Below are 4165 nucleotides of genomic sequence, written 5' to 3'. Positions count from 1 at the left end.
CCTCAACGACAAACCGCCCGTCAGCAGACTCGACGATGTAACAACCTCTTGACCAGCTACAGCCACCCAGCTATCCAGTGATAGAACAACTGCACGTAGAAATGGCACAGCGTTGAGCCCTTCTAGAGTCCAACGCCGTGCCACTTCTCTACAACTCCGTCAACCAACTTTGTAGCTACGAACCATGTCCCAATGCCAGATCTATCAGTGTCTTCTCTTCCATTTCATGAGCCTTTGCAGAACCCGTCGCGGGGCTCGCACTAGCGGTTCGCTTCACGGTCAACACGGGCCGATCTCCTGCCACGCGCTTCAGCCTTGGCAGAACGAACGATAGAGCACCCATGTTCGCCGGCTCTTCCTGCACCCAGACGATTTCAGCAGCGCCAGGATGCTGCTCGAGCGCGGCTCGCAGTTCAGCTTCGGGCCACGGATAGAGCTGCTCGATGAAGATGATACCGACGCTCATGTCGCCACGTTTCGCACGTTCGACACGCAGATTGTGACCGATCTTGCCGGTGCAGACCAGTAGACGGCGCGGATTCTGTGCTTCGCTGTCCGGCAGCACATTCTGGAAGGAGTCCTTGCCCAGATCCTCGATGCTCGACATTGCATCCGGGTGACGCAGCATCGACTTCGGTGTGAATACGACGAGCGGCTTGCGCCACAAACGAAGAGACTGGCGGCGCAACAGATGGAAGTACTGCGCAGCGGTGGAGGGCTGGGCTATCTGAATATTGTTCTGTGCTGCAAGCTGCAGGTAGCGTTCGATGCGTGCGCTGGAATGCTCTGGTCCCTGGCCTTCGTAACCGTGCGGCAGCAGCAACACTAGGCCGCAGAGCAGGCCCCACTTCGCTTCACCCGCAGCGAGGAATTGATCGATGATGATCTGCGCCCCGTTCGCAAAATCCCCAAACTGCGCCTCCCATAGCACCAGAGCCTCAGGGAAATCACGCGAGAAACCATACTCATAGCCGAGGCAGGCGGCTTCGGAGAGCATGGAGTTGTAGACCTCCCAGCGACCTTGATTGGGTGCGATGTTGTTGAGCGGAGAGTAGCGCACTTCAGTTTCGATGTCGATGAGCACCGAGTGCCGCTGGTTGAACGTGCCGCGTTGCGAGTCCTGTCCTGTGAGGCGAACCGGCGTGCCTGATTTGAGAAGAGACGCGTATGCCAGCAACTCAGCCATGCCATAGTCGAACGGCTTCTTGCCCGCGCCCATCTCCACGCGCTGAGCTAACAACTTTTCAACCTTCGGATGAACGTGAAAGCCCTCAGGCACAGTAGTAAGCGCGGTTGTGAGCGAGGTTATCTCCGCGGCGTCAAGGCCGGTGCGAGGTGGCGGGACGGAGCGCAGCGCACCGCCGTAGTACGGGGCCCAATAATCCGGCAGCGTGTGCATCTTCGGCTTATGATCGGCGTGAGTCGCGGCCTTCTGGTCTTCGAGGAACTCCTGTTGCACCGCAGTGATCTCTGCGCTGGGATCGACGCCGATCTTTTCGGCATAGAGCTTGTAGAGCTGCGGATGGTCCTTGATGATCGCGTAGCGACGCGGCTGCGTCACGGTTGGGTCGTCGACTTCGCTGTGGCCGTGGCGGCGGTAGCCGATGAGATCGACGACGACATCGGAGCCGAACGTGTGACGATAGTTTGCGGCCAGTACGGCGATGCGCACGACCGCTTCCGGGTCTTCGGCGTTGACGTGGAAGATTGGAATCGGCAGCCGCTTGGCGAGATCGCTGGCGAAACGCGAGGAGTTGGATTCCTCTGGCAGTGCCGTGAACCCGAGCAGATTATTAACGATGACCTGGATCGTTCCACCGACGTTATAGCCGTGCAGCGAGGCGAGGTTCAACGTCTCGGCCCAGATGCCTTGGCCGGCAAAGGCCGCGTCACCGTGGATGATGAGTGGCAGCACTTGTTGACGGCCCTCTTTTCCGATCCGCTCCTGATACGCACGTGCGCGGCCCATGATGACTGGGTCGACGGCTTCAAGATGGCTTGGGTTCGATGCGAGGTGCAGATGAATGCTCTTGCCGTTGGGCGTGATGAAGTCGCCGGTTGCACCGGTGTGGTACTTCACATCTCCACCGCCCATGGTGCTGCGCGGGTCGACGTCTTCGAACTTGGTGAAGACCTCTTCCGAGGCGCGGCCTATGGTATTCACCATGACGTTCAGGCGGCCGCGATGGCTCATCGCGAAGACGGAGCGAGTGACGCCGTTGTCGGCTGAAGTCGTAAAGACCTGATCGAGAAAGGGGACAAGAACGGTCAGCCCTTCGAGTGAAAAACGTTTCGTCCCGAGATAGCGCTGCTGGATTACCTGTTCGAAGATGTCGGCGCGGATGAGGCCGGTGAGAATGCGCGCTGTGTTATGAGCGGTGTAGTCGCCCTCAAGCTGTTCCTGGATCCATGCGCGCTTCTCGGGCGAAGGAATATGCATGAACTCCGCACCAATGGAGCCGCAGTAGTAACGGCGAGCTTCTTCGGAGTCCGCACCATCAGGTGCAGGCGTAGGAAAGGGCTCAGGTGGAAGATACTGGCCAAGTGGATCTAGTGATGCCTGCAGATAGCCCCAGCGGCGGAAGATGTCGAAGGTAGCTTCGCGCGTGGCGCTATCGTTATTGGTGGTTGTGGGCTTGGTGGGAGGCTTCGTTGGTGTGAGCGTCTTCGTCGGCATGACACTATCTATGCTAGACCTTTCGATACGGCGTTTGGAATGGTTGTTCGATATTCGCTCAATAGTGCCGCAATACGAACCTGGGCTGGAACACGCCGCTGGCTCTGATCTCGGGGCAAAATTCGCTACACTCGCTCTAACTTGCTCTCGATCTTCCATCCCGGGTTGCACCCGCTATTCGAGGCGTTGGGGTATACAGGTGGGTTTGCTGTGTACCGCTGGAGCCGCGCACGGCAGGGAGATGCGCTGAGCGATGAGCGGAGATGGATCGTAATAGCTGCTGCAGCGATAGGTGCGCTGGTCGGAAGCCGCTTGTTGGGACTGGTCGAGCAGGCTCCTCAGATGGGATTCCACTGGAACGATGTGTTGCGGGCCGGCGGCAAGACGATTGTGGGTGGGTTGCTGGGTGGATGGATTGCGGTCGAGATAGCAAAAGGGATCGCCGGTGTGAAGTCGAGGACGGGTGATCTTTTTGCGGTGCCGCTGTGCGTGGGGATTGCGATTGGCAGGATCGGGTGCTTCTTTGCGGGGATTGCGGATGACACTTATGGAACAGCAACGTCTTTGCCCTGGGGCGTGAACTTTGGTGACGGAATAAGGCGGCATCCCACGCAGTTGTACGAATTCTGTTTTCTTGCGCTGTTGGCTTGGGTGCTGTGGCGATGGAACAGAAGGCCGCATGTTGAAGGGCAAGTATTTCGAGGGTTTCTGGCGGCGTATCTTGGATGGCGGCTGCTGATCGACTTTATTAAGCCACAACCTCTGGTTGCAGGGATGAACCTGATTCAGTGGGCATGTGTGGCTGGGCTGATTGTGCTGGTGTTGAGCGAAGGAATGCGCACACGGGAGGTGCGAAGTGTCTACGCAAATTGAGAAGCCACGAAAGATCATTGGACTGAAAGTCATTGGCGTATCGGTAGTGGGTGTATTGCTGGCACTTGGATTGTGCGGTGTGCAATCGAGAGTGTCACACGGGAACTTCGGATTTTTGAGTAGTGTTGGGCTTTTCTTGTTTTTCGCATCGGTGCTCGGTATCCTCGTGGGCCTCATCATCGCTATTGTTGAAGGCATCGTCGCGGTATCTCGCAAGGATGGTGAGTGATGGCAAAGACGCGAGACTACTTGTTCTACGACACAGCCGTGTCGATCTGCACGACATGTTACCGGCGCATTGACGCGAAGATTGTCTTCGAGGACGGCAACGTCTTCATGCTGAAGCGTTGTCCAGAACATGGATTCGAGCGTGTGCTGATGGCCGATGATGTGGACTACTACCGACGCTGTCGCGAGGTGTTTCTAAAACCGCCAGAGATGCCGGACCACTACAACACTCCGGTGAAGTACGGCTGTCCCTACGACTGTGGATTGTGCCCGGACCACGAACAGCACTCGTGCCTTTCGTTGATCGAGATATGTGATGCGTGCAATCTGAGTTGCCCGATCTGCTACGCGGAGAGCGGGCCGCACCGCACAACTTACCGCTCCATG

At 57.6% G+C, this 4165-nt stretch carries 3 protein-coding genes and 1 pseudogene; 3 read left to right on the top strand and 1 reads right to left on the bottom strand.

Features of this window, described 5'->3' with window-relative positions; genetic code table 11:
• Positions 1-175: 175 nt before the first annotated feature.
• Positions 176-2677, bottom strand: coding sequence for a 2-oxoglutarate dehydrogenase E1 component (locus tag GSQ91_RS18680; RefSeq protein WP_158823247.1), 2502 nt, complete (start codon positions 2675-2677; stop codon positions 176-178).
• A gap of 141 nt (positions 2678-2818) precedes the next feature.
• On the opposite strand from GSQ91_RS18680, the gene GSQ91_RS18675 reads away from it, so the two are divergent.
• The 3 genes and pseudogenes from GSQ91_RS18675 to GSQ91_RS18665 all read left to right on the top strand — a co-directional run.
• Positions 2819-3550 carry a prolipoprotein diacylglyceryl transferase gene (locus tag GSQ91_RS18675; protein ID WP_158823246.1) on the top strand — a complete coding sequence of 244 codons (732 nt, stop codon included), beginning with the start codon at positions 2819-2821 and terminating at the stop codon, positions 3548-3550.
• Positions 3534-3779: a hypothetical protein gene (locus GSQ91_RS18670; protein ID WP_158823245.1), complete on the top strand. Its 246-nt coding sequence runs from the start codon at positions 3534-3536 to the stop codon at positions 3777-3779. The genes GSQ91_RS18675 and GSQ91_RS18670 overlap by 17 nt, the downstream gene beginning before the upstream one ends.
• Positions 3779-4165: pseudogene (locus GSQ91_RS18665) on the top strand (radical SAM protein); the annotation flags it as partial. The gene GSQ91_RS18670 and the pseudogene GSQ91_RS18665, both read left to right, overlap by 1 nt.

It is taken from the genome of Granulicella sp. S156, from assembly GCF_009766105.1.
Taxonomy (GTDB): Bacteria; Acidobacteriota; Terriglobia; order Terriglobales; family Acidobacteriaceae; genus Granulicella.
This window is presented reverse-complemented; position numbering and strand designations above follow the sequence as displayed.

Bases quoted from the DNA above. Each gene is read 5' to 3' on its own strand.
- GSQ91_RS18680 (WP_158823247.1), bottom strand. From the start codon at position 2,677: ATGCCGACGAAGACGCTCACACCAACGAAGCCTCCCACCAAGCCCACA.